Raw genomic sequence first — 24,966 nt, 5'->3', positions numbered from 1 at the left:
CTTCCGAATTCGGCCCATTTCGGCCTTTCAATGACGTGCTTCGCCACGCAGCTATCCGCCGTTTTTGACGTCTCGCGCCTTTACACCGCGACGTTCTGCATACTCGATCAATGCGAGCTCAATGACAGCGGTTACCGAACGACGTTCCGACTCTGCGAGTTGTTCAGCCAGAGCCAGCACAGATGGGTCCAAACGAGTTGTGAATGGCTTTTTTATCATTGTCGCTTTTCAGCTTGAACTTGGGGCAGAAAAAATGCATAACAAAGCACGTGCGGTGCACATGCATCGCACAGGCGACGATCGATCAAGGTCCAGGAGACTTTGATCGGCCTGACCACAACCGCGCTGACAAGGGTTCGGATCATGGCTGATTCCGACAATACCACGACTTTGCCTCTCGTCATCCGCAGGAGGGTGCTTGGGCAATTGCAATTGCGAGCGGAATCCCTCTTCCCCGCTAACTGCCGTTCAAACCAGAGGATCCAAGAGCCGTACACCTTCACCCTTTTGGCCAGCGGACAAGAATTCGACACCGGCTTTTATCAAAGCCGCCTCAATGGCCTGCAAAGTGCTGATCCGGGAATCTACCTTCCCGTTTTCCAACCGGACCAGCGCATTCAGCGACACAATTGCCTTGTCGGCAAGCTCCTGCTGCGACCAACCAAGCAAGGCCCGTGCGGCTCGAATCTGTCGTGGACTGACCATGGGTCCACAATCGGCAGGCCGATTTTGTTTGCCACCTATAGGGTCATTTTGCACCCTATAAGGTATATTAAATGGCGATTCGACTTCCAGATGACGTTGATCGAGAAACCCGGAGCGTACGCGAAAACTCTCCAATCCAGGCTGACTAATGGAGCATGAAACGGCCTTGTTGAAACCGCAACGCTCCATCCTCCTTCGGATGGAGCCGAAGCCAAAGATCGAGAGTGACCCTCATCCCGCCGATCAGCATGTCGGCAGGCAGATTGCAACGGTTCGCGTCCAATCGGACGTCTCGCAAGCCCAGCTTGCCCGATCCATAGGCATCAGCTTCCAGCAGCTCCAGAAATACGAGAACGCCAGGAACCGCGTGAGCGCGTCGATGCTCTACGAGATCGCTACGTCGCTGGACGTTCCCGTCAGTCGCTTCTTCGACGGCCTGCCGGGAAACGATGAGGCCCGCGTCGAGGCGCGGCCCCTGCCGGTCGATGAGCGCCTGGATTTCATTGCGAGCGCGGAGGGCCGGCGCCTGATCGAGGGGCTTGTAAAGCTTCCGCCGCGTGTGCGCGGTCGCGTCTCGTCCCTGATCGCAGCGTTAGGAGAAGAATTGGCCCTGCCAGACACAAAGGCGGACAGCGAAACGGCCGGCGAATCCCCGCCGGCCGAACACAAGACGGCCTAACGGCCAGCGGCCCGTCAGCCGAATTTTCGGGCAGCGGGTAGGGCGATGCGGCCGCGAGGCGAGGACACTTCGATTTCGATGCCGAACGCCCGCGAGCGGGTCGCGAATCCCTCGAGGATGTCTCGCGCCGCGCTTCCAGTGACAGCGACGGGTACCAATCTGCCCGCCGCTGATCCGAGGGACTGAGGGTCCGCGCCGATCACGACGGGCAGGAGGTCTATCCCAGCAAGGTTTCCGCGCGCGTCATAGCGGCACGCTGCGACAATGCTTTGCCAGACTTCCGGTGGATTCCATTCGGTTTCGTCAGGATGGACGTGGAAGAGGAAATTTCCGAGGCCGTAGAAGATCGGGGAGCCGTTGTAGATTTCAACGGCCTGGAGCACCGGAGCGCCGTGGCTGACGAAGAGGTTTGCACCGGCGTCGATGCACATCCGCGCAAAGGTCTGCACCCAGCGCGGCACGTCCTGCCAACCTGGTTCCCAATGATGGTGGTGCAGATAGGCGATGACGAAATCGCCTTGTGCCGCCGCGTGCCGGATGGCGGCCAAATGGACACTCGCGCTCCGCTGATCGACTTCGATGAGGCGACCGAAGTCGGCGGCTTGCGCGAATACGGTGCCGTAGAAATTGATCTCCTTGTCGGCCGACACCTCGATCGGGTCCTCCGGTTGCGCATAGTTGGCCAGTTCAAAGGGGGAGCTTTGCAAATGAGCGCCCAGCCTTGCCAGTCTGTGGAAATGTCCATCCGGCACCCCCATCTTGCGAACGGTGTTCAAACGATTGACGCCGGGCCGAGGCGGCCGGAAGGCGGTGCGGTCCTCGGCATACATGTTGGTCGGGCCGGGGCCCGCATCCATCGCAAGAAGCGCGACCTCGCGCGCGCCCAGCCGGTGGCGGCCCGGTTTCCTCGCTTCCGTCTCGTCGGCCCCGATGCCGGCATGCAGGAAGCCACGCGCCTCCACTTCCTCCAGCGTCGAGAGGATACCGCCGGCGGCAAGATCGAAGGCGTGGTTGTTTGCCAGCGCAAGCGCGTTGAAACCAATGGCCTGCAATGCGTCGAGCACTTCAGCCCTGGAATATCCGAAGTATTTGCCCTTGGTTGGCCACCCGCCGTGCTTGCCGAGGATGGTCGACTCGAAGTTGGTGAAGACGACGTCGCCTTGGCGCAGGAAGTCCGTAACCGCGATGAAGCGTTGGTCTATGACGTCACGGATGTCGTGCTTGATCAAGGATTGGCCGGTAACGACTGCGCAGAACTGGTCTTTCATGGGGCTCGCCTTGAAGGAGGGGAGGGCGCTGGCGTTGCGGCCAGCGCCACGTCAATGTCGAAATCGGTTGCCGCCTATTGCGAGAGCGCAGGCGAGATATCGCTCTTGAACCATTTCAGGCTCAGCGCCTTGATCGTTCCGTCCTTGGTGGCCGCGTCGATGGCCGTGTTGAACTTGGCGAGAAGTTCGGCATCGTCCTTGCGCATGCCGGCGCCGACGCCCGGCCCCCAAAGCCCACCCTTCAACTCCGGCCCGAAAAACACAACATCCGAACCGGAAGGCGTCTCCAGAAAATCTCGCCAGGTGAAATAGTCGGCGAGGCCGCCGTCGATGCGACCCGCGGCAAGATCGAGCTTCATGTTGTCCTGGCTGTCATAACTGCGGATCGTCACGACATCGCCCAGCATTTCCTTCACGACCGCTTCCGAATTTGACGAGCGCAGGGCCCCGATCGCCTTGCCCGCGAGTGTCGATCTGAGGCGTTCAATGGTCGCCTTCTCCTTGTCCCCGGTGGTCGAGAGGTTGAGCTTCTCGTTGGTGTCGCCGGCGTCGAGACCAAGGTCCTTGCGCACAACGAACTGGTTGAAGCCGGTGGCGTAGGGAACAGAGAACGCGATCTTCTGCTTGCGTTTTTCCGTGATCGCCATCCCGGACATGATGACGTCGAACTTGCCGACAAGCAGTGCCGGGATGATCCCGTCCCAATCCTGCGGCACGAAGGTACATTTGATCTGGATGCGACGGCACAGTTCCTGTCCAACATCGATATCGTAGCCGTAGAGTTGACCGTTCGCGTCGGTGCCGTCCCAGGGCGGCGAGGCGCCTTCAGTGGCAATTGATATGACGCGCGCGCTTTCGGCGCCGGCGGGGAATGCCGACATCAGGGATGCGATAGAAACAGCAATAGCCAGGGGTATGCGCATGATGCACCTCTTCGTTGGTTTGGATGGAAAGGGGAGCCCAGAACCTGCGGCGTCAGGGCAGAGGCGTCGTGATCTCTGGGTCAGGTGGGGCGGGGCGCAATCGCGCCTTTCGACGTCGCACCGGATGGCCGTCGGTCGAAAGCCATCGCTCCAGCAACTGGATCGCTTTCACCGCGATCGACGTCAGCGATAGATAGATCGCTCCGGCGATGATGAAGATCTCGTACGGTGCGAACGTGGTCGACACCATCTGTCTCGCCATGCCGGTAATCTCGAGCAGCGTTACTGTGCTCGCCAGGGAAGAGCCTTTGATCATTCCCACGACCTCGTTGCCGTAGGCCGGGAGCGATATCCTGAAAGCGATCGGGAAGGTGACCAGGCGAGCGATCTGGAAGCGTTTCAAGCCGAGAGACGTGGCCGCCTCGGTGACACCCTTAGGCACGGACTGGAGACCACGGCACAGGATCTCGGTGGTGTGCGCCGCGCTGTTCAGCGAAAATGTCAGAAGGGCGCACCAAAAAGGGTCGCGCAGGATCACCCAGATGACGCTGGCTTGCACCGCCTCGATCTGAGCGAGGCCGTAGTAGAGCAGGAAGAGCTGAACAAGCATCGGCGTGCCGCGAATGACATAGGTGTAGGCGAGCACCGCGAACGAGAGGCTGGGACGTCCGAAGGCGCGGATGAAGGCCAGCGGCACGGACAGAAGAAATCCGGCCGTCAGCGACAAGACCGTCAGGGTCAATGTGAGACCAACGCCCGAAGGCAGGACAACCATTGCGTCAAACATCAAGCCGAGGTTCATGGGTCGCTCCCTCCTATCGGCCGAGCGACGGATAGCGCCGCTCAACCAGCCGGATCGACAGCAGCGTGACGGTGGTCAGCGAGAGATAGAGAGCGGAGGCCGCAAGGTAGAAAGTTAAGGGAGCACGCAAGGACCCGGCCCCCACATACGCAACGCGCATGATGTCGGTCAGGCCGACGATCGAAACCAGCGCGGTATCCTTGAAGAGCGAAATCCAGAGATTGCCATAGGCAGGCAGCGCCAACCGCAGCATTTGTGGTCCGATGACGAACATCCAGCGCTGCCAGGCATTCAGCCCAAGCGACTTTGCCGCTTCGGTTTGGCCCGCTGGCACTGCCGCAATCGCGCCGCGGAACACTTCGGTCGCATAACCGCTGAAAACGACCGAGAGCGCGATAACGCCTGCGGTGAATGCGTTCACCTCGACATACCGGCCGGCGATCTTGCTGGCGAGCGTGGTTCCGCCGAAGTAGATGAGCAGGATAATGAGAAGTTCTGGTACACCACGGACGACTGTGGTGTAGGCGGTCACGACCGCGTAGAGGCGCGTTTGTGCCGTGCCCTTCGAAATAGCCAAGAACAGGCCAAATGCCGTACCCAGGCAGCCGCTGACAAGGGCCAGACTGATGGTCACGGTGAGTGCGACAACAAACTGAGTAGTAAAACCACCCATGGGGCGCGTTCCTTAGCTCGCAATACGGCGAGATACGACGGTCCGCGTCACTCAGACCAAGTCGTATAACCCAAGGTTGCGAATTGTTATATTGATAATTTGGAGTTAATTTGAGATATTTCCCAATTCTAGCGTGTCAAATTACACACTCAATCTATAATTTTTATTATTTTATCTATAACGCGCCGTTATATACTGAGGTGGTTCGGTGCTCCTCAGGATGGCGATTTCTGCTTCCCGGGTGGGCGTTGTCAGGGAAAGGCGCGCAAGGAATGGAGTTGTTGCAGAGCGACCTCAAGCTCCGTCAACTGAAGGTCTTCCGGGAAGTGTTGCGGGCCGGTTCGACAAGGCGAGCAGCAGTTGCACTCGGGATAAGCCAGCCCGCCGTTAGTCAACATGTGAAGCAGCTTGAGACCACGCTCGGCATGACACTCTTCAAGAGATCAGCCAACCGCATCGTCCCCTTGCAGCAAGCCTGGGAACTCCTGCGAAACGTAGAACTTGCCCTGACGTCCCTGGATCGGCTGGAAGCGTCGATCTTCGCTATGAAGAACGAGGAAAAGCAACGGATTGCGATTGCCGCGCCCTCTGTTTTCGGTTTCGTGACCTTGCCCAAGGTCGTGGCGATCATCCACTCAAAGACCGCTTCGAATGTCCGGTCGATTTCTGGAAGCTACGAGCAGATCGGCGAACACATCATGGCCGGCCGTGCCGATCTCGGCATCTCGAGACTGCCGCTGGATCCACGTCTGTTTGAGTGGGCGCCGCTTGGGTCGGCTCGCAACGTATGCATCTTCCATCCCGACCACCGCTTTTCGAAACAGACCTGTATCGAGGCGCAAGACCTGGCAGGCGAGACGATCGTCGATATCGATCCCCAGTTCGCCGCTCATCAAATGAACTTCAACGCCTTGCGCTTCGCCGGCGTTGAGCCAGACATACTGGTGGAATTCGATTGCAACGGTCACGAAGCCGGATACGTCTCGGCTGGCCTGGGCATTTCGATCACAAACGAGATCATCGCGCGTGAGTACGCGGCGTTTAGGCTGGGAGTAAGGCCAGTAGAACCGTCCGCGCTCTATCACTACGTTGCGATTTGGCAGAGGGGCAGGACCTTTTCCAACGCGTTGAATGTATCTCTCGAGGCCACAATCGCTGCGTTTTCGAATATGCCGACTACGAGAGGGTGATATCTCGTGAGGGATGGTGGCCTGCGATACTTCTCCCCATCTCTGCCCGGGCGTCTCGGGCTTCCCCGGGGTCCTTTTCACTGCTGGAGATGGTGACGTGTCCGCCGGAGCTTACCGCCTGGCTTCTGCTTAGGCGCGCTTGAACGGTGACGTCTGTCAGGACCACCTGATAACGGCGCGATTACAAAGGAATGCCAGCAGGTGTTGGAAAATGGCGGCGATTAAGGCTGCCCTGTTGCTCCTGCTTGCCGCGAGGTCCTCACTTATTGGATTTCTTTGGATATTGGCTCGAGGAACAAGAGATAGGACCGGTTAGGATCGGAGCCTGCGGGCCACCCGAGGATCACCGACTGTATCTGAGGTATCCTCTTGGCAGCGATACTCTTCACTTATTCGTAGACCAGCACATAAGTATTGCCGACACTATCGTGCAATGGATTTGCGGCCGCCGTCAGTCGATTACTAGCGCATTCAACACAGGAGATATGCCATGCGCGATCAAGGGCTTAGCAATTCACGTGTCGCAGCAATCATCAAAACGAAGAACGAAGTCAGCGTCAACCAGGCGCGGTGGATACTCATTCCGCTGTTCGGATTGTGGATCTTGGTTCCCGCTGCGGGCATGATCCTCGGGTGAAGAAATGACCCCGGCGGTGAGTGCAGCCAGGGCGCTGGAGAAAGTCCAATCCGAACTTGCACGCACTACTCGGATCATGAGCCTGTGCTGCTCTGACCGCATCGATTGCGCACGAGGTACACCAGCGGGTTTCAGGCATTATCGCCAATGCCGGCACCTGTCTCCGGGCACTGGCGGCTGATCGACAAAACGTCGATCGAGCGCTGGGAATTGCGCGGCGTTCCATTCGGGACGGCAATCGGGCGGCGAGGTGGGCGTCGGTACAAAAGTATTGCCGATACCAACGTGCAATAGCATCCAAAAGATTGCGTAGGTCATCTCCATATCACTTCTGACCCTCGTCAGATGTACCTTTGGACGCCCATCGTCATTGGGACGATGGAAAAAACAAGAGAGGTCTACACCATGAACATCAAAGCGATTGGTCTCGGTGCATTTGCACTTTTTTGTGTCGGCAGCACAGCCCTCGCCGGCGCACTCGATGTCGTCGACAACATCGGGCCATTCTACACTGACGCCTCGATGAAGACCCTGAAGCCTATGCCTGAGTTCAAGGCGGTCTTCATGGCCAAGCCGAAGCCCATGCGCGAAATGATCATGCGCGAATGCAACGACGCGGCGATGAGCAAGCCCTACGCCGAGTTCTGCGCCAACGTGAATGCCCTCGGCGGGATGAAATAGTCCCCCGTCATTGCCCCCGCGAACGGCGCCTAAAATGGTGGCGGGCAAGCCCGCCATCAATTTTCCGCGCCGAAGACCACAATCAACCATGGAGGGAGTTCGTGCATGAAGACGAACCTCTTGTTGGCCTCGTTCCTACTCATCACTTCGATTGGGCTGCCGAATGGCAGTTTTGGGGCCGACGCTATGGGACTATCGATGAGTTCCAAAGGATCGCAGGGCTCATCCGTCCAGGGCTCGATTTTCGGCTGGTTTGCCGGCCAATCGGAGTTGGCGTCAATCGCGCAAGCCGAAGAGTGGCTCAATTCGCCACCACTGACGCCGACGGCACTCCGTGGAAAAGTCGTCCTTGTCAGTTTCTGGACTTACACCTGCATCAACTGGATGCGCGCACAGCCCTATCTCCGCGCTTGGTCGGAAAAATACCGAAACCAGGGGTTGGTTGTGATCGGCGTCCACTCGCCGGAGTTCCGGTTTGAGAAGAACATCGACAACGTCCGCCGAGAGGTGAAAGCGCTGGGGGTCGACTATCCCGTCGCCGTCGACAGCAAGGGAGCGATCTGGAGCGCTTTCAACAACAACTTCTGGCCGGCATTCTATTTCATCGATGCTCAAGGGCGAGTGCGTGATCAGTATTTCGGTGAAGGATCCTACAACGAGTCCGAGAAGATCATTCAGCGATTGCTGGCAGAGGGTGGCAACGAGGTCGTAGGCAGTGATCTGGTGTCGGTCGATGCGCGCGGCCTCGAAGCCGCAGCCGACAAAGCCAACCTGAAGTCTCGGGAAAATTATGTTGGCTATGAACGTACCCAAGGCTTTGCGTCCCTTAGCGGAGTAATTCGCAACAAGCCGCATCTCTTCGAAGCGCCGGCACAGTTGCGCCTGAACGAATGGGCGCTTACGGGCGACTGGATCATGGGAAGCGACGGCGTGTCGGCGAAAAGGGCCAATGGCCGCATAACGTACCGCTTTCACGCCCGCGATCTGCATCTTGTTATGGGGCCGGCATCGCCGGGAACGTCCGTAGAGTTCCGCGTCCTTGTCGATGGTCACCCACCAGGCGGATCTCACGGAGTTGACGTTGATGAACACGGCAACGGAACGGTAAGCGAACAACGCCTGTTCCAGCTTATCCGACAACTAGGGCCGATCGTAGATCGCCAATTCGACATCGAATTTTTTGGCCCCGGCGTCGAGGTATTCTGCTTCACGTTTGGCTGATTACCAAGCTGTCGCCGATCCCCGCGACCTCCTTGATCGAGCCGAGCAAAAGCGGGATTACCAGTGGACGCTTCATTCTCTCAATTGGGCGCGGAAATTCCTTCTTTTCATCATCTTGAATAACAGCTGTCTAGAGGCGTCAAAGCTAACGCTGGCTCATTCAACCATAACCTTATCCGCGGTATTTAGGGCAGAGCATCAGGAAAGCTGGTGCCGCGAATATGCCGCCTGTGGCGCCCGGGCGTAGTGGCTCCGAAGCCGCCGATTATAAGTATTTTCGCCCTGTGGCTGCCGATTCTGCGATTAAGGATTGGACGAATAGCCATGGGGGAGAAAGGCCGTTATTCTAAGCCTCGTTCACGTTCGATGCAGGAATAACGAGATCACGGAGTAGGAAAATCGCATGCTATGCGGCGGAGGTGCTGACACGGGCGAAATTCACGCCCGCCCCAACGACAAGGCGCCCATCCCCTGCCCGATGGATGGTGAATAGAGTTGTGGTGCCATGAGCCAAACCCACACACTACAACCGTCATCTATCCGCTTCCCGGTGCAACCGCGGCTGGTACCGGCGATCAAGGCGGCGCGTTATCTGCACCTGACGCTGCGGGAATTCATGGAATTGCTGCCCACGTTGCAGGATCAAGGCTTTCCCAAGTCCTGCCCAATTACCGGCAACTACGACCTGGTTGCGATCGACGCCTGGTTGGATCGACGCGCGGGTCTTGCAGGATCAGGATCCGGCGCGCAGTCTAGCATCGACATTGCAAGAGCGAGGCTGGCGACCCTTGGGTAAGATCAAGTTGAAGCACTACGTCATTCGTAAGGGCAAATACGGCTACTGGCTGCCGACGCCTAAGATGATCGAAGCTGGCTTCGAATGCATTTCCTGTGGAATCGACGGGCCTGAGGCCTGGACGATCGCCAGGGAGTGGGAAGACCGCTGGCAGGAATTTCGCAAGGGCAGGGAGCCGTCGCGCCTGCATGTATGGCCAAAGGATTCGATCGGCGACGCCTTCGCACGCTACCGCCGCATGGATGCATGGAGGCGCAAGCCACCGCGCACCCGCGAGGATTGGGAGCGCGGCTGGACCTTCATCGAGCCGTACTTCGCCGACCTGCCGCCAGCCGACATCACGCTCGAGCTGCTCGACGACTGGTATGGCCGTCTGCTGCGGGTCAAGGGGGTCGACACCGCCTACCGTGCCGTAAAGACGTGGCGTTCGCTCTACAATGTCATGGCAGGCATGAAGCTATGCCCGCCTGGCTCCGACCCATCGCAGGCGATCCGCCGCCAGACGCCAACACCGCGGCACCAGACGTGGACGGCAGGCGAGGCCGTGCGCATGGTCAAGGGCGCCTGGCGCGCCGGCTACCGCGGACTGGCGTGCATCATCGCCGTTGCGTGGGACACGAGCTTCTCACCGGTCGACGTGCGCACGCTCACACCGGCGCAGGCAATGCAGACAGCACAGGAATGGGGTTTTCTGATTGCACGCAGCAAGAGTGGCGAGGCGGCTTTCGGCACGCTGTCGTCACGCACGCAGCGCCTGGTGCTGGCCTATGTCGAATCACTGGGCGTCACCCTGCTTGACGATGCGCCCATCTTTCGCTCGCGCGGTTTCGCGCCGGGCCCGAAGGGCGGACGGCCGCGCGCCGGCGTGCCTTACACGAAGGATTCCCTGGTCGACGACTTCGCCGATCTGCGCACGCTGGTGTTCGGGACAGCGGAGAAGCGGCGGCTGATGGACATGCGGCGTTCCGGCGCGGTCGAGGCGAATGCCGGAGGCGCGTCGGTCGAGGCAATCTCGGCCAAGATGGGCAATTCGATCGACGAGAACAAGGCGCTGCAGAAGACCTATATGCCGGTCAATCTGGCCGCCGTCCGCTCAGCCGATGCCAGCCGCCGCAAGGGCAGAAAGCTGCTTGGCCTGGAACGGAACGAATACAGAAAGTTGAAACTCTCCGGAGAATGAGAGTTGAAACTTTTCAAGGGGCGGTAGCTAACCCCTTGAAATTAATGGCGCGAGTGACGGGGCTCGAACCCGCGACCTCCGGCGTGACAGGCCGGCACTCTAACCAACTGAGCTACACCCGCGCATTGGACGAGCACGTGTCAGCCGTGTTCGTCGTTGGGGCGGTGGATAAGGGGTTCGCCACCGGGTGTCAAGCGCAGCTGGACAGCATAAACGCAAACAGGAGATGGTTTTTTGACAGGCGGCACTTTGCCCGCGAAAACCAGTATGCGGCTAAGCTCGCAGCTGTTCATTTGGTCTTGCGAAGCCGGTTGCGACCGCTTAAAGGTCCGGCCGGAGCGGGCGATTAGCTCAGTTGGTAGAGCGCTTCGTTTACACCGAAGATGTCGGCGGTTCGAGCCCGTCATCGCCCACCATATCCCGGCCGACCATATCTCGAATGCCGGGCGCGGCCGCAATGAGCCGCACCCGCACTTCTTTCCCAGTGCAACCTATCGCTTGACGTAGCAGTTCTTCTTCACGCGGCGGATGGGATCCTCGCCAAAGGCGTCGACGCTGCATGTGACGCCGTTCCTGAATACGCCCTGGACGTACTGGCCACGCGCCCCGTATCTCACCAGTTTGCGGCCACGGAACTCGCAGAACCGCCCCTCCGAGGCGCAGGCCACCCATCTGCCGCCGCCCTGGCCGTAGTCGTCATCGCCGTAATTGTCGTCGTCATCATCATTGTCGCCATAGTCGTTACCGCCCCCGCGCTTCACGATATAGCAAGCCTTGTCGCGGCCGGGCGCCGGGTCGCCAAAGACGCGATTCGTACACGGCACGGCACGACGATCGATGAAGCGCGAAGTGGTCTGCCCGCGCGCGCCGTAGACCACTTCCGAGGGGTAGGGCAGGCGGCAGATTTCGCCTTCGTCGGCGCATCGCTGCATCCGCTGGGCGGATGCGGTGGCTGGAAAAAGAATAGAGACGGACGAGGCCAGGCCGACCAGGCAGATGAATGTAAACGTCATCCGGATCAAAGCATTGAAGGTTTTTGACACGATTTGTCTCCCGTTCGATTCGACCAGCATGGTACAGCAGCCTTGTTAAATACACGATGAACGAAAGCCCTCCGGGAAGGCAGGACAATGATGGATCATCCAGGGCGCCTGATGCTGCGGTTGCTGTTCGCATTGGCAATCGTCGGCACTGGACGCTTCGCCTATGCAGGGAATGCGGGCGACGGCGTCGACCAGCCGGCCGCCAAGGCTTCCTTGCTCAAGGCCTATCCCGGACTTTTCACCATTTCGGGCAATGTACTGACCTGGACCGACGGCACCACGATGGTGTGGGACGACGGCAAGGCGCGCGACGCCGACGCGCTGCTGGAGAGCCCCGACATCGAAGACATGTTTCGCTACGTCTATCCCGGAGCAGCGGAGGGCGCCCTGGTCCCAGCGGAGGATTTCGATCCCGGCCGCATCCGGAACGAACCTTTCTTCGAAAAGCTCTACGGGGCAAGTGCCGCCGAGGTGGGCAAGCACATCGCCAACGTCAAATGGTTGCCGAAGCTCGGCAAGAAAACCATGCAGGTGACCAAGGTGTTTGGCATCAACGACCGGCTGGGCAAGGTCTCCGCTGCGCTCGAGGCGATGCCCGCGGAGCTGAGCCGTTATGGGCTCAAGCCCGGCGGCGGCTTTGTCTGGCGGCCGATCGCCGGCACGAACCGGTTGAGCGTCCACTCCTTCGGGGCGGCCTTCGACGTCAATGTCGGCTTCTCCGACTACTGGTACAACAACAGGAACAAAACCAACCCCAAGGCCCCCATTCCGTTCAAGAACCGGATCCCGCTGGAAGTCGTGGAGTTGTTCGAGAAAAACGGCTTCATCTGGGGCGGGCGCTGGTATCACTACGACTCCATGCATTTCGAGTACCGGCCTGAATTGCTGCTGTATAAGAAATCCGGCTGATCACGGCGGCAGCAGCCGGAAATCCTTGCCTTCAGGCAGCAGCTGGCCGCCGTCGACGACGATGGTCGTGCCGGTGATGTAGCTGGCATCGTCCGAGGCGAGGAACAGGAAGGCGTTGGCGACGTCGCGCGGGCTGCCGAGCCGTCCCAACGGGATCGAATCCTCCATGTTCTTGATGTAGGCGGCGCCCCGATGCAGTTCGATCGCTTCGGTCAGGATGTTGCCGGGCTCGACGCCGTTGACGGTGATGCCGTAGCCGGAAAACTCCAGCGCCGCCGAGCGGATGAAGCCGTTGATGCCGGCCTTGCTGGCGGCATAGTGGCCATGTCCGGGGCTGGTGACGTGCGGACCGGTGATCGACGAGGTGTAGAGCATACGCCCGTAACCTTGCGCCTTCATCGGCGCCAGCGCCGCCAGCGTGGCATTGAAGGTGCCGCGCAGATTGACCGCCATCACCCGGTCCCAGTCGTCCGGGCTGGTGTTCTCGATGAGCTGCCAGGGATAGATACCGGCATTCTGCACGATGATGTCGAGACGAGTGTGGCGGCTCAATGCCAGGGCTACCGCGGCCTCAGCATCGGCCATTTGCGAGATGTCGGTGCGGACGAAGGCAGCGCCGAGCTCGTCCGCGGTCGCTTGACCGGCCCCGGCTTCGCTGTCGGCCAGGACCAGTCTTGCGCCTTCTTCGGCAAAGCGCTGCGCGATGCCCTTGCCGATGCCGCGCGCGCTGCCGACGATCAGCGCGACCTTGCTTTCGAGCCGTCCTGTCATGCCAGCCGTCTCCTATGCCAGTCTTTGGCGAATGGTTTGCTTGAAGGCGTCGAGCAGCACGGCGGCGAGCACCAAAAGGCCGTGGATGACCTGGGTGAAGTTGGCCGGCAGGCCCATCAGATTGATCGCCGTGTTGATGCAGGAGAGCAGCAGCACGCCGGCATAGACGCCGGGCAAGGTGCCGACACCGCCTTTCAGGCTGACGCCGCCGATGACGACGGCGGCAAAGGCGTTGAACAACAGCCCGGTGCCGAGATTGGCGGTGGCGCCCGAGGTGCGGATGGCGAGCAGCCAGCCGGCGAGGCCGGCAATGGCGCCGGCCAGCACGAAGGCGATGATCAAATTGCGGTTGACGCGGATGCCGGCGCGGAAGGTCGCGGTCTCGTTGCCGCCGATCATCACGAGGTGGCGGCCGAACGGCGTCTTGGCCATGATCAGCGAGAACAGGACGAAACAGGCGACGGCGATCCAGGCGGTCAGCGGTAGGCCGGCCAGCCGCTGGATGCCGAACCAGCGGATGGCCGGCGCCAGATCCTGTGCCGAGCGGCCGCCGGAAATCACCAGCACCAGGCCGCGCACCCAGATGTAGGACGCCAGCGTGATGATGAAGGCGCTCATCTTCACCTTGACCACGAGATAGCCGTTGAAGGCGCCGATGAGGCCGCCGACGGCGAGCGCAACGAGCAGCGAAACCGGAACCATCAGCCACTGCGGATTGAGCTGTATGCCCATGCCGATGCCCGACGAGCAGAACAGGATGCCGACCGCCATGGCGCTGAGTGCGGCCACCGATTCCACCGACAGGTCCATATGGCCGGCAATGATGACCAGCGACAGGCCGATCGACATCACGCCGAGAACGCTCGAGGCCTCGATGATGTTGGCGAAGATGCCGAGCTGGAAGTAGTTCGGGACGAAGATGGAAAAGACAACCAGCACAAAGATCAGCATGAACCAGACGAGGTTGTCGAGGACGAACTCCAGGGCTTTGCGGGTGCGCGGGTTCATGGGCTGATCCGGTTGGCGCTCCCGAGAAAATCAGGCTGAGAAATCAACTCGATTTCGTCGGGTTCAGGCGCGGGTTTAGGTTCGCCACGGTGTCCTGGGACGCGGCGTCGTGAATGGGCAGGCTCCGGGCCGCAATGGCCCGGAGCGCTTCGCTAGGCGACTATTCGACAGACTTGATCGTGTCCGTCGGCGGCTTCTGGTTGCCCCAGAAGGCCGGATTGTCGACGTTTTCCTTGGTGATGGCGGCGCCCGGGATCTTGATGTTGGGGCCCCAGCTCTCCTTGGTCACGGTCGACTTCAAGCCGAGCACGTCATACTCGCCAGGCTTGATTTCCTGCTTGCCGGCGATCTTGTCCATGAACATCGCCACGGCCGCGGCCTGCGCGTAGAGCGGTTGCTCGACTTCGACATTGAGCCAGCCCTTGCGGATCAGGTCGAGACCGACCGGAGCGCCGTTCGAGCTCATCAGCATGACGTCGCCCGGCTTCTTGCCGGCGGCCTCGAGCGAGGCGACGGCTGCGACCGACAGGTGCGCGGCATGGCTGAAGATCAGGTCGATGTCGGGGTTGGCGAGCATCTGGTCGGCAACGATCGTGCCGGCGTTGCTGGCTTCCCATTGCATGGCCGGCAGCGAGATGATCTTGACGTCAGGAAACGCCTTCAACTTCTCCTCGAAACCCTTCTGGATGTCGAGCGTGTAGGGATCGCCGGGATCGCCGAGCACCTGCAGGATCTTGCCCTTCACCGAACCGTTCTTGGCGGTCAGAAGCTTTTGCGCCTGCTCGGCGGCGACGTAGCCGATCTCGACCGTGCCCGCCACCGAGGTGAAATCGGACGGGGTCGAGGTGATCTGGCGGTCGAACTCGACCACCGGGATGCCGGCCGCACGCGCCGCTTCGATGGACGGCTTCAGCGCGTTGAAATCGACGGCGGCCAGGATGATCGCCGCCGGCTTCAGCGCAATGACGTCGTTCATCTGCGATTGCTGCGCGTCGGTCTTGTTGTCGGCGTTGAGTGTTTTCACCTCATAGCCGACCTGCTTGAGGAACAGCTCCAGCGCGCTCACCGAGCCGGTCTGGAATTCATCGAGCAGGGTCGGGACCATGTAATAGACGGTGCCCTTGGTCTGGGACATTGCCGGCGTGAGCGAGGCAAGAGCCAGTGCCAGGATACCGAAGACAAGAACCAGTATTCGCTTCATGTCGTTCGCTCCTCTTTTATACCGGACCCCTCTTTTGTCCCTCAACCTGCCGGTCCGGCACCGGCAAGCGTCTCACCGGTGATCATGTTGATCACCGCATCGGGACTTGTTTTGTTGCGTGCGACATCGCCGGCCACGACGCCTTGCCGGATCACCACGATCCGGTCGGCGACCTGGAAAGCCTGTTGCATGATGTGGGTGATGATGACGACGCCGATGCCCTGGTTGGCCACCTGGCGGATCATCTCGAGACCGCGCCTGGTCTGCTCGACGCCGAGTGCCGCGAACGGCTCGTCAAGCAGCACCAGCTTGCCGCCCCAGTGCACGAAGCGGTTGAGCTCGATGGCCTGGCGTTGGCCGCCCGAGAGATGCTCGACATTGGTGCGCAGCGACGGGATGCGGGTGCCGGCACTTGCCAGCGCCTTGCCGACCACGGCCTCCATGGCGCGCTCGTCGAGGATGGGGACACCGAGAACCTTGCGGGTGATTTCGCGGCCCATGAAGAAATTGGCGACGACGTCGACATTGGTGCAGAGCGACAGGTCCTGGTAGACGGTCTCGATGCCGGCAGCCTTGGCCTCGGCCGGCGTTTTCGCCAGGAATTCCTTGCCCTCGAACAGCATGCGGCCGGAGCTCGGCTCGAGGCCGCCGGCGATGATCTTGACCAGTGTCGACTTGCCGGCGCCGTTGTCGCCGAGCAGCGCCACGACTTCGCCCTTGCCGATCGAGAAGCTGATGCCCCTCAGCGCATGAATGGCGCCGTAATTCTTGGTGACGTTTTCGAGTACCAGCAGCGGTTCGGTCATGCCGCCACTCCCTTGCTGTGCATGAGGTCTGACCGGCGCTCGCGCTCGGCAATGAACATCTGGCCGAAGCGCGGCGACAGCACGCCCGAAACGGCCAATGCGGCAGCGCCGCGCAGCACCGAATGCTTGCCGCCGGTCGCCACCGTCACGCGCGGTGTCTTGCGGTCGCGCCGCGCCGAGACCGAATTGGGAAGCTGTCCCGCCGCGCCGACCAGCTTTTCCAGGAGCTCGGTGGGGGCGAGCCCGCCGAGGATGACGGTTTCGGGGTCGAACACATTCTCGATTGTGACGATGGCGTTGCGGAAGATCGGCGCGATCTCGGCCACCCAGGCGGCATCGCTGATGTTGCGGCGGCGACGTGCTTCGAGCGAGAGATACCGTTCGAGGCAGCCGCTGTTGCCGCATGGGCAAGGCTCGCCGCCCGGAACGGCAGGGATGTGTCCGATTTCGCCGGCATTGCCCCAGGCGCCGCGCATCACCGCGCCGTCATGCACGATGACGCCGCCGAGGCCGACGCCGAAATAGAGGTAGTAGTATTCGGAATAACCCGAGCCGAGACCGTAAAGCCGTTCGCCCATGGCCGCCGCCGCCATGTCGGTTTCGAAGAAGGCCGGCAGCCCGGTCGACGCCGCCAGCCGTTCCGGCAGCGCGACATCCTTCCAGCCGGCCATGGTCGTCGGGCCGACGAAGCTCATCGACTCCACGCCGAACGGTCCAGGCAGCGCCATGCCGATGCCGAGCACGCGTCCGCCGGGCCGCAGCGCGGTCAACTCGGGCACCATCGCGCCGATCAGCTCGAAGGCATGGTCGGGCGTCGCATGCGGCGCCTCGCGATGCATGCTCTCGATGACATCGCCGCTGAGATTGATGAGCGCCGCGTCGATCCCCAGCGGGGTGAGGTGGACGCCGACGGCATAGCCGCCCTCGGGGTTGATCCTGAGCGTCGCCGGCGGCAACCCGCGTCCGCGCGGCTCTTCGCGCAGCGACAGCACATAACCATGCTCTTCGAGTTCGCGAACGATGGTCGATACGGTCTGGACGGTGAGGCCAACGCGGCCGGCAATGTCGCCGCGAGCTATGGGACCGTGAAGGCGGATGGACTCCAGCACGATGCGCCGGTTGTAAGGCCGCCCGAACTCCTGATTGGTTCCCCGCAGTGCCATGTCCCGCGCCCTTTAGGAAGGCCAAGACTTGCACAGGCAATTTATTCAGTCAAATGGAATTCAAAAATAATTCGGAATGGTTCCCAGACGCGGTGCAGGACCTGTCCCATGTGCCGCGCTGGCCGATTGCAGCCGGGCTGAAACCACCGCAATGGTGAATGACGTCAGGCGGGCGCGGGGCTCGCCCGACCAGTGATCCAGCAGGAAAACCGATGATCGAATTGCCTTTTGCGCGCGATGAGTACCAGCGGCGGCTCAAGAAGATCCGCGCCGAGATGGCGGCGCGTGGGCTGGAACTGCTGGTCGTCAACGATGTCGCCAACCAGCATTACATCACCGGCTATGACGGCTGGTCGTTCTACACGCCGCAGATCGTGCTTGTCCCGATCGAAAACGAGGCCGAGCCGGTCTGGATCGGCCGCGCCATGGATGCGGCAGGCGGCTTGCTGACGGCCTGGATGAAGCCGGAGAATGTGGTCGGCTTCCCCGAGGACCACGTGCAGCGCGCCGATCGCCATCCGATGGACTGGATAGCGGCCTGCATCGTCGCCAAGGGCTGGGGCGCGAGACATATCGGCATCGAGCTCGAAGCCTATTATTTCTCGCCGAAGGCGCATGCCCGGCTCGTCGCCGGCCTGCCCAATGCGAAATGGCACGACGCCGATCTGCTGGTGAACTGGATCCGCGCCGTCAAATCCGCGCCCGAAATTGCTTATCTGCGCAAGGCGTCGACACTTGCCGAATCGGCGGTTTCGCGGGCCTTCGAAGTCATCGCGCCAGGCGTGCGCGAATGCGATGCGATTGCCGCGATCCAGGCGGCGCAGATTGCCGGCAGTCCAGACTTCGCCGGCGACATCACGGCACTGCCGCCGACCATCCTCGGCGGCGAGAATGCATCGGCTCCGCACATCATGTGGAGCGATCGGCGCTTCGGCAAGGACGAAACGATTGCGCTCGAACTTGCCGGTGTCTGCCGCCGCTATGCCGCAGGCCTCGCCCGAACGATGCAGCTCGGCAAGACGCCGGCCCGTGTCGCCGACACCGCAAAGGCGGTGATCGAAGGCATGGATGCGGTGCTCGACGCGGTCAGGCCGGGGACCACAGCCGAAGCGGTCGAGGCCGCATGGCGCAAGGTTATCCAGCGCTACGGGCTGAAGAAGGAATCGCGCATCGGCTACTCCATCGGCGTCGCTTATCCCCCGGATTGGGGCGAGCACACGATCAGCCTGCGGCCCGGCGACAAGACCGCGCTGCAACCCGGCAACGTCCTGCACTCCATTCTTGGCATGTGGATGGATGGCTGGGGCATCGAGATCAGCGAGACCATTCTGGTGACCGAGACCGGCCATGAGACGCTGACCAAATTCCCGCGAGACATCCATGTCAAATCCTGACCGGTCGGCAGCACCGGGCGGTGCCGCGCCCCCGCATCGATGCCGGAATTCTCGATCGGATGGTCGAGATCCGCCGTCATCTGCACCGCCATCCCGAATTATCGAACCGAAAGATTGGGACGGGAGCTTATCTCAGGCCGATGCTGGCCGGGCACGGGATATCAGACACTCCGCGACGTCGCCCGCTACGGCCTGGCCGTCGATATCGTCGGCTCCGCGAGGCCGTCAATCGCAATGTGGCGATAAGGTGATGCATGCCTGCGGCCATGACGCCCATGGCTCGATGGGCTTCGCAGTGGCCGTGCATCTGCCTCAGCCCAGGGACAGTTTTGTCGGCACGGGTCCGCGCTTGGTGCGACCCTGGATCGCGGAACCAGCGGGCAGGGCGCGGCGAAGTTGGGCAGCAACCAGCCTGGCTTGACCCTACAGATACTGCTCGACCTTCTTGCCGACGGTCAGGAAGCGCAGCGGGTCGATGGCCTCGCCATTGTGGCGGACTTCGTAGTGCAGGTGCGGGCCGGTCGAACGGCCGCTGCTGCCGGTTTTGCCAATGATGTCGCCGGCTGCGAGTTTTTGGCCGACGGCAACGTCGATCTCGCTCAGATGGCCGTAGCGCGTGGCAAAGCCGTTGCCGTGATCGACCTCGACCATGCGGCCATAGCCGCCGTTCCAGCCGGCCTTGGTAACGATTCCGGCCGCCGTGACCTTGGCTGCCATGCCGACCGGCGCGCGGAAATCCATGCCCGAGTGCAGGGCAGCGGTGCCGAGGATGGGGTCAGTGCGCACGCCGAACGGGCTGGTGACGGAGTGGCCCGGCGCCGGGTTGGCGAGCGGCAGCCGCCGCGCCTCTTTCTTCAACTGGTCGAGCGTATCCAGCGCCTCGTCCAGTTCCTTGACCTTGCTGTCGAACATCATCGAGCTGTCAAGCGGGATCAGCGGTCCGCCGACATCGCTTTCGTTTTTGCCGAAATCACTGTCGACCGGCAGACCGGCCGCTTCCAGCGCCTGGGTGATGGCATCGGCGTTCTTGTAGGCGTTGTCGGCCAGGGTTTCGATGCGGGTGAGTTGCTGGCTCTCGATAGCCTTCAGTGAATCATTGATCGAGACGAACAATTTGTCGGCGCGGTCCGCAGCCGTTTCGCTGGGCAGCGGATCGGAACGTGTCGACCACAGCGAGAATGGCCTGGTGTCGCCCGAACCAAGGCTGGCGACCGAATAGGCGAGTGGCTCGCCGCCAGTCAGTTCGGCATGTTCGTCGGGTTTTGTTGTCGCTGCGGCATCAGCGGTTGGCAGCGTCCCGACTTCGTTTTCGGCCCGCTCGAGAATCGGGCCGAGGCGGCCATGGCGCTGGCTGAGCTGGCTCTGCCGCTCGATCAATTCGCTGACCTTGGTTTCCATCAGTTTTTGGTCGAGAAGCTGGCGGCTGGTGATGCGGTCGACCTGCGCGCGCAATGCGGAAATGCGATCTTCATAGGCCTGCTGCATGCGCGCCTGCCGGGCCGTGGTGGCGCCGATCAGATCGTCGCGCAGTACGAGATAGGAGGTCGCCAAGAGATAGCCGATGGCGATCGCCGCCAGTGCCGAGCCGAAAAAGGCGACGAGCCACGGCCGGATGGTGAAATGCCGTATTTCATTGCCCCGCGCAATGATGACCGTATGCGGCTCCTTGCGCCTGCCGAAGACCGCTGACTGACCGGTTAGGTTCACGGGACCAAGCTTTCGTTACGACACCAACGAAGCCCGATTACACATTATTAGGGTTAACAAAGTTTTGCCGTCGCGGGCGCGCTAGTGACCAACGGTGTCAGCCAACCGCATATATGTCTTATGCCCCTAATGCACTGCGCGGCGTTGGCCAGATCGGTGGCGCCTCAGAGCGCGCGGACCGCCTCCAGCACTGCTTCGGCATGGCCTTTCACCCGGACCTTGCGCCAGATCCCGGCGATCCGCCCGTCCTTGCCGATCAGGAACGTCGCCCGCTCGACGCCCATATAGTTGCGGCCATACATCGTCTTTTCGACCCACAGATTGTAAGCCTCGATCACCTTGCGCTCCTCGTCGGCAACCAGGTCGACGGTGAGATCGTATTTGGTTTTGAACTTGTCGTGCTTCTTCACGCTGTCCGGCGACAGGCCGATCACCACGGCGCCGGCCTTTTCGAACTCCGGCTTCAGCTGCGAAAAGCTGATCGCCTCATTGGTACAACTTGTGGTGTCGTCCTGCGGATAGAAATAAAGTACAACGGGCTTCCCCCGCATCGAGGCAAGGCTGATCGAGCCGCCGCCGTCGCGCGGAAGATCGAATTGCGGCGCAACGTCGCCAACGTCGAGATCAGCCATATCAATGCCCTTGTTTGAGGTTACGCGGCCCTAAATCAAAGAGATAGAGCATGATGTCTGGACAAACGGAAACCGTTTGTCCGAGAAAACCGCCTCACACTTTTCGGCATCATGCTCTAGCCTGCGTCGTTATAGTGTCGGGCGGGGATTCGTCCACGATCGAATTCGCACAACGGAAAATTGCGTGGATCAGGAAGAACCGCAGCACGAGAAAATCCGGTTCAGGCGTGACGAGATCACCGACCTGGGGGCTTTCCCGTCCGCTTGCCGCGTGCCGCCGCTCGGCAAGGCACGGATCGGCCGCGGCTTTCGCATCCTTGCCCGGCTGTTTGCCGGCATTGGAGCCCTTGTGCTGCTGGCGGCGGCCGCCGTCTACGTCATCGGCGCCACCGGCATCGGCAGCGAACGGCTGCGGTTGGAAGCCGAAACGGCGATCGAGAAACTGGCCGGTTTCGACGTCAAAGTCGCCGTCGGTCCTGCCAGCCTGACACTTGACGGATCGAGCTTCATTGCGCTGCAGGTCAAGGATGTCAGCGTCGAGACGGCCGACGGCAAGCCGATGGCCGATGCCGGGCGCGTCCGCTTCGGCATCCGGCTGGTCCCGCTGCTTTCGGGCGAGGTTCGGCTGACCAGCGCCAGGATTTCCGACGCCCATATCGTCACCGCGGCAATGCCGTCGGGTGGTGACTGGATAGCGCGCCTGCGCAATCAAGACGGTCTCATCGATCCGGAAAAACTGGCCGCCGTCGTCTTCAGTGACGTCAATCGTGCACTCGATGCCGTGCGCGAGGATTCGATGCGCCGCATCGATCTCAAAAATGTCGCGTTCGAGCTGCCCGAGGCCGGATCGGTCAAGCTGGTCACGATCGCCAACGCCACGGTGCTGCAGTCAGGCCCCGGCAGCATGGAGTTCTCGTCCGAGGCGGATGTCGATGGCCGCGCGCTCACCGTCACGGCCACCGCCACCCGCGATACGAGCTCGATGCGCGTTACCGCCTTGAACGCCGCCATCGACATGGCGGATGTCGCGGAGACAACGCCGGCGGCCGGCGGGCGAACCGGCGCGATGGCTTTGAAGCTCACGGGATCCGAAGGCTCGGGCGAGACCGATTCGCGGCTGACGGGCTCGCTGTCGCTAACCGGCTCGGTGCTCGACCTCGGCACACGCGGGCTGTTGCCGGCCGATGTCGATGTCGACGCCGCCCTTGTCTCCGGCTCCAACAAGATCGATGTCGGCAGGCTGGTTCTAAAGACCGGGCGCTCGGCGTTCAATTTCGCCGGCTCGATCGGGCCAAAGCCGTCGACCGGCGCGGCCGGCGAGGAGCCTTCCTATCGTTACGACCTGACCAGCGACGGCTCGACGCTGGCGCCTTCGGAATCGCCCGAGCCGGCGCTGAATTTCTTCGCCCGCATCGCCGGCGTCTATCAGATCAAGAGCCGCAAGCTTGTCGCCGACCAGATCGGCATCAGGTCGGGATCGGGGAGCGAAGTGCTGGGAACCGCTGCGGTTTCCTTCATCGACAACGGACCGCCGGGTATCTCGGTGTCGCTCAACGTCCACGACATGGCGGTCTCGCACGTCAAGCAATTGTGGCCCTGGTTCTCGGCCAAGAACGCGCGGCTGTGGGTGCTGCAGAACCTGTTTGGCGGCCGCGTCGTCGATGCCAGCCTGCAGTTCCAGGTCGTGCCGGGGCGTCTCGGCAACGGCGTGCCGCTTTCGGCCGACGAGGTGTTCGGCCGCTTCCAGGTCGAGGGCTCGCGTTTCGACACCGCCGGCCGCATCCCGCCGATACGCGATGCCGTCGGCGTCGTTTCCTTCCACGGCAACGATGTCGACGTCGCGCTGTCGTCGGGCAGCGTCTATATGCCGAGCGGCCGCACCGTGGCGGCAAGCAATGGCACACTGTCGGTAAAGGCGGCAAACCACCCGCCGGTGATCGGCGCGCTCGACATCGACGTCGCCGGCGAGGCGCCGGCCATCGCCGAACTTGCCTCCTACGAACCGATCAACGCCATGCGCCATGTCGGCATCTTGCCGGACGACCTGTCGGGCACGGTGACCGGCCACGTCAAGGCCGACATTCCGTTGCAATCCGGCGTCGACACGTCGAAGCTCGATTGGCTGGTATCGCTCGACTACAAGGACCTGTCGCTCGCCAAGCCGTTCGAAGGCCAGATGGTGACCGATGCCGACGGCTCGATCGAAGTCGGGCCCGGCAAGGCGGTGATCTCTGCCAAGGCGCGGCTGAACGGCATTCCAGCCGAGCTCGATCTGGTTGAGCCGCTCAGGGATGGCGGGCCGCCGCGCAGCCGCAAGGTGGCGCTTGTGCTCGACGACAAGACGCGCGCCATCGCCATGCCTGGCCTGTCGCCGCTGATTTCCGGCACTATCAAGGTGGCAATCGACAAGAGCGGCGAAGGCGGCAGCCAGAACGTCGACGTTGACCTGACGAGCGCCAGGCTGGACATTCCCTGGGCAGGCTGGAGCAAGGGGCCGGGCATTCCCGCCAATGCCACTTTTACCATGAGCAAGTCCGGCGATACCACGACGCTGTCCGACTTCGACCTCGACGGAAAGAGCTTTTCGGTCGAAGGCGACGTCGTCCTGGTCAAGGGCGCGCTGTCTTCGGCCCGCTTCAGCAAAGTCGCCTTGAACCGGGGCGACGATGTCGCTGTGACGGTGAAGCGGTCGGGCAAGGGCTTTGCCGTCGATGTCAGCGGCAACGCGCTCGATGCCCGCTCGCTGATCAAGCAGTTCACCTCCGATGTCGATACCGCCACCAAAACCACCGGCACGGACGCGGTTTCGGTCAGCGCCGACGTCAATTCGCTAACCGGGTTCCATGACGAGGTCCTGTCCAATTTGAAGCTCGACTACAGTGCCGCCGGCTCCAGAGTGAACAGGCTCAAGGTCAGCGCCGCGGCAAGTTCCGGCGCCGCCATCACCATCAGCAATACGGCAGGCAATGGTGCTCGCGCGCTCACCATGAAGTCGGCCGACGCAGGCGCCATATTGCGCTTCCTCAACATCTACGAGCACATGGAAGGCGGATCGATCACGCTGGCGCTGAGCGGCACAGCCGACGGCCCGATGCGGGGACAGGTCGATTCGAGCAACTTCTTCATCGTCAATGAACCCAAGCTCGCCTCCATCGTCTCGACCACGCCAACCGGCGATAGCCGCAGCTTGAACGAAGCGGTCAAGGGCAAGATCGACACTTCGCGGGTAAAATTCGAGCGCGGCTTTACCGAGATCGACAAGGGGTCGGGCTATTTGAAATTGGCGAATGGCGTGCTGCGCGGCCCGCGCATCGGCACCACCTTCCAAGGCACGCTCTACGACCAGAACAACAATATGGACATGACCGGAACCTTCATGCCGGCCTATGGCCTCAACCGCATCTTCGGCGAGTTGCCGTTGGTCGGCGTTCTGCTCGGCAATGGCCGCGACCGCGGGCTGATCGGCGTCACCTACCGGCTTAAGGGCAACGCCAACAAGCCGGTGCTGGACATCAACCCGCTATCGGTGATCGCGCCGGGCATTTTCCGCTCGATCTTCGAGTATCGTTGAGGATCC

Annotated in this window: 23 protein-coding genes and 2 tRNA genes; 11 read left to right on the top strand and 14 right to left on the bottom strand. The window is 61.5% G+C overall.

Translation table 11 applies throughout. The features are described from left to right. Nucleotides 1-468 precede the first annotated feature (468 nt). A complete protein-coding gene (locus tag X730_RS1000000166125; RefSeq protein ID WP_032909948.1) occupies nt 469-705 on the bottom strand; it encodes a helix-turn-helix domain-containing protein in 237 nt (78 codons plus the stop codon). Nucleotides 706-853: 148 nt separating this feature from the next. Between X730_RS1000000166125 and X730_RS153060 the strand changes: the two genes are divergently transcribed. Continuing rightward, nucleotides 854-1,384: a helix-turn-helix transcriptional regulator gene (locus X730_RS153060; protein WP_023826189.1), complete on the top strand. Its 531-nt coding sequence runs from the start codon at nt 854-856 to the stop codon at nt 1,382-1,384. Nucleotides 1,385-1,398: 14 nt separating this feature from the next. Here X730_RS153060 and X730_RS153065 read toward each other — a convergent pair whose 3' ends face one another. The 4 genes from X730_RS153065 to X730_RS0133615 form a co-directional block, all read right to left on the bottom strand. After that, nucleotides 1,399-2,652, bottom strand: coding sequence for a CapA family protein (locus tag X730_RS153065; RefSeq protein ID WP_023826188.1), 1,254 nt, complete (start codon nt 2,650-2,652; stop codon nt 1,399-1,401). A gap of 74 nt (nt 2,653-2,726) precedes the next feature. Then, nucleotides 2,727-3,575, bottom strand: coding sequence for a transporter substrate-binding domain-containing protein (locus X730_RS153070; protein WP_023826187.1), 849 nt, complete (start codon nt 3,573-3,575; stop codon nt 2,727-2,729). A 52-nt stretch (nt 3,576-3,627) separates the two neighbouring features. Then, nucleotides 3,628-4,377, bottom strand: coding sequence for an ABC transporter permease subunit (locus tag X730_RS153075; RefSeq protein ID WP_023826186.1), 750 nt, complete (start codon nt 4,375-4,377; stop codon nt 3,628-3,630). A gap of 13 nt (nt 4,378-4,390) precedes the next feature. After that, complete coding sequence (locus tag X730_RS0133615; RefSeq protein WP_031196838.1) at nt 4,391-5,050, bottom strand: ABC transporter permease subunit; 660 nt, start codon at nt 5,048-5,050, stop codon at nt 4,391-4,393. Nucleotides 5,051-5,322: 272 nt separating this feature from the next. On the opposite strand from X730_RS0133615, the gene X730_RS153080 reads away from it, so the two are divergent. The 6 genes from X730_RS153080 to X730_RS153095 all read left to right on the top strand — a co-directional run bounded on the left by X730_RS153080 (nt 5,323) and on the right by X730_RS153095 (nt 10,755). After that, nucleotides 5,323-6,240, top strand: coding sequence for a LysR family transcriptional regulator (locus tag X730_RS153080; RefSeq protein WP_023826185.1), 918 nt, complete (start codon nt 5,323-5,325; stop codon nt 6,238-6,240). A gap of 490 nt (nt 6,241-6,730) precedes the next feature. Next, on the top strand, nt 6,731-6,877 hold the full coding sequence (locus X730_RS1000000167500; protein WP_023669155.1) for a hypothetical protein: 147 nt from the start codon (nt 6,731-6,733) through the stop codon (nt 6,875-6,877). A gap of 405 nt (nt 6,878-7,282) precedes the next feature. Then, nucleotides 7,283-7,558 (top strand): hypothetical protein, encoded by a 276-nt coding sequence (locus tag X730_RS153085; protein WP_023812738.1) that lies wholly within the window; start codon nt 7,283-7,285, stop codon nt 7,556-7,558. Nucleotides 7,559-7,663: 105 nt separating this feature from the next. Next, entirely contained in the window at nt 7,664-8,779 is a 1,116-nt protein-coding gene (locus X730_RS153090; protein WP_081731556.1) for a redoxin family protein, read from the top strand. Between the two features lie 505 nt (nt 8,780-9,284). Then, nucleotides 9,285-9,575 carry a hypothetical protein gene (locus tag X730_RS0133610; RefSeq protein ID WP_023826182.1) on the top strand — a complete coding sequence of 97 codons (291 nt, stop codon included), beginning with the start codon at nt 9,285-9,287 and terminating at the stop codon, nt 9,573-9,575. Next, complete coding sequence (locus X730_RS153095; RefSeq protein WP_023826181.1) at nt 9,568-10,755, top strand: hypothetical protein; 1,188 nt, start codon at nt 9,568-9,570, stop codon at nt 10,753-10,755. Before X730_RS0133610 ends, X730_RS153095 begins: the two co-directional genes overlap by 8 nt. A 45-nt stretch (nt 10,756-10,800) precedes the next feature. Here the strand turns inward: X730_RS153095 and X730_RS153100 are convergent. After that, nucleotides 10,801-10,877 (bottom strand) — tRNA-Asp (locus X730_RS153100). Nucleotides 10,878-11,095: 218 nt separating this feature from the next. Here X730_RS153100 and X730_RS153105 point away from each other — a divergent pair. Beyond that, a tRNA-Val gene (locus tag X730_RS153105) sits at nt 11,096-11,171 on the top strand. A 75-nt stretch (nt 11,172-11,246) separates the two neighbouring features. Here X730_RS153105 and X730_RS153110 read toward each other — a convergent pair. Next, the gene (locus tag X730_RS153110) at nt 11,247-11,828 is read right to left on the bottom strand and encodes a hypothetical protein (RefSeq protein WP_245261344.1); all 582 of its coding nucleotides are present in this window, start codon (nt 11,826-11,828) and stop codon (nt 11,247-11,249) included. 57 nt (nt 11,829-11,885) lie between these two features. On the opposite strand from X730_RS153110, the gene X730_RS153115 reads away from it, so the two are divergent. Continuing rightward, nucleotides 11,886-12,707, top strand: coding sequence for a M15 family metallopeptidase (locus tag X730_RS153115; RefSeq protein ID WP_023826180.1), 822 nt, complete (start codon nt 11,886-11,888; stop codon nt 12,705-12,707). On the opposite strand, the gene X730_RS153120 is transcribed toward X730_RS153115, so the two are convergent. The 5 genes from X730_RS153120 to X730_RS153140 form a co-directional block, all read right to left on the bottom strand. Then, on the bottom strand, nt 12,708-13,478 hold the full coding sequence (locus tag X730_RS153120; RefSeq protein WP_023684843.1) for an SDR family oxidoreductase: 771 nt from the start codon (nt 13,476-13,478) through the stop codon (nt 12,708-12,710). 12 nt (nt 13,479-13,490) lie between these two features. After that, nucleotides 13,491-14,486: an ABC transporter permease gene (locus X730_RS153125; RefSeq protein WP_023684844.1), complete on the bottom strand. Its 996-nt coding sequence runs from the start codon at nt 14,484-14,486 to the stop codon at nt 13,491-13,493. Nucleotides 14,487-14,646: 160 nt separating this feature from the next. Beyond that, on the bottom strand, nt 14,647-15,687 hold the full coding sequence (locus X730_RS153130; RefSeq protein ID WP_023684845.1) for a sugar ABC transporter substrate-binding protein: 1,041 nt from the start codon (nt 15,685-15,687) through the stop codon (nt 14,647-14,649). Between the two features lie 41 nt (nt 15,688-15,728). After that, entirely contained in the window at nt 15,729-16,493 is a 765-nt protein-coding gene (locus tag X730_RS153135) for an ATP-binding cassette domain-containing protein (protein ID WP_023669142.1), read from the bottom strand. Further along, complete coding sequence (locus tag X730_RS153140; protein ID WP_023684846.1) at nt 16,490-17,656, bottom strand: ROK family transcriptional regulator; 1,167 nt, start codon at nt 17,654-17,656, stop codon at nt 16,490-16,492. Before X730_RS153140 ends, X730_RS153135 begins: the two co-directional genes overlap by 4 nt. Nucleotides 17,657-17,868: 212 nt before the next feature. On the opposite strand from X730_RS153140, the gene X730_RS153145 reads away from it, so the two are divergent. Further along, on the top strand, nt 17,869-19,050 hold the full coding sequence (locus X730_RS153145; protein WP_023815071.1) for a M24 family metallopeptidase: 1,182 nt from the start codon (nt 17,869-17,871) through the stop codon (nt 19,048-19,050). Nucleotides 19,051-19,473: 423 nt separating this feature from the next. On the opposite strand, the gene X730_RS153150 is transcribed toward X730_RS153145, so the two are convergent. Beyond that, nucleotides 19,474-20,757 (bottom strand): M23 family metallopeptidase, encoded by a 1,284-nt coding sequence (locus X730_RS153150; RefSeq protein WP_023826179.1) that lies wholly within the window; start codon nt 20,755-20,757, stop codon nt 19,474-19,476. Between the two features lie 164 nt (nt 20,758-20,921). Further along, on the bottom strand, nt 20,922-21,389 hold the full coding sequence (locus X730_RS153155) for a peroxiredoxin (RefSeq protein ID WP_023706427.1): 468 nt from the start codon (nt 21,387-21,389) through the stop codon (nt 20,922-20,924). Between the two features lie 184 nt (nt 21,390-21,573). Here X730_RS153155 and X730_RS153160 point away from each other — a divergent pair, with 184 nt between their 5' ends. Beyond that, entirely contained in the window at nt 21,574-24,960 is a 3,387-nt protein-coding gene (locus X730_RS153160; RefSeq protein ID WP_023826178.1) for a DUF3971 domain-containing protein, read from the top strand. The last annotated feature ends 6 nt before the right edge of the window (nt 24,961-24,966 follow it).

The sequence above is a fragment of the Mesorhizobium sp. L103C131B0 genome, assembly GCF_000502275.1.
Taxonomy (GTDB): Bacteria; Pseudomonadota; Alphaproteobacteria; order Rhizobiales; family Rhizobiaceae; genus Mesorhizobium.
Note: the sequence above shows the minus strand (reverse complement) of the source record. Positions and strands in the feature narration are given on the sequence as shown.